Origin of the sequence: Shigella sp. FC1544 (genome assembly GCF_001722145.1) — a bacterium.
In the GTDB taxonomy this organism is placed as follows: Bacteria; Pseudomonadota; Gammaproteobacteria; order Enterobacterales; family Enterobacteriaceae; genus Escherichia; species Escherichia coli.
In genome coordinates, this window is record NZ_MECT01000376.1 from 1 (window position 1) to 705 (window position 705).

The following is a 705-nucleotide window of genomic DNA, read 5'->3' on the forward strand; positions in this document are numbered from 1 at the left end:
GACAGGCTCCGGAAGACGGTTGTTGCGCACGTATTCGGTGAACGCACTATGGCGACGCTGGGGCGTCTTATGAGCTTGCTGTCACCCTTTGACGTGGTGATATGGATGACGGATGGCTGGCCACTGTATGAATCCCGCCTGAAGGGAAAGCTGCACGTAATCAGCAAGCGATATACGCAGCGAATTGAGCGGCATAACCTGAATCTGAGGCAGCACCTGGCACGGCTGGGACGGAAGTCGCTGTCGTTCTCAAAATCGGTGGAGCTGCATGACAAAGTCATCGGGCATTATCTGAACATAAAACACTATCAATAAGTTGGAGTCATTACCTGATTCATTCAGCCATAAAGAACTTGGCGTAACCGTCGGAGGCCTGAACACCGATACCATAAACAGCGCGGTTAACGGGCGTTGGGATGGGCAATACGGAAATGTCTACGCTACCGTATCTGATAGTTATGACCGTAAGAATCATGATCATCTTTCGGCCTTTACGGGCACTTGGTGATGCTGCCAACTTACTGATTTAGTGTATGATGGTGTTTTTGAGGTGCTCCAGTGGCTTCTGTTTCTATCAGCTGTCCCTCCTGTTCAGCTACTGACGGGGTGGTGCGTAACGGCAAAAGCACTGCCGGACATCAGCGCTATCTCTGCTCTCACTGCCGTAAAACATGGCAACTGCAGTTCACTTACACCGCTTCTCAA

The 705-nt window shown here is 50.8% G+C and carries 1 protein-coding gene and 2 pseudogenes; all 3 read left to right on the top strand.

What is annotated here, in order from left to right; all coding sequences use genetic code 11:
• Positions 1-315 (top strand): annotated as a pseudogene (locus BGK49_RS16545) (IS1-like element IS1B family transposase); the annotation flags it as partial.
• A 16-nt stretch (positions 316-331) separates the two neighbouring features.
• A pseudogene (locus tag BGK49_RS27720) lies at positions 332-505 on the top strand (hypothetical protein); the annotation flags it as partial.
• Positions 506-558: 53 nt separating this feature from the next.
• On the top strand, positions 559-705 hold a 147-nt coding region (locus BGK49_RS27730; RefSeq protein ID WP_001393286.1), incomplete at its 3' end, for an IS1 family transposase.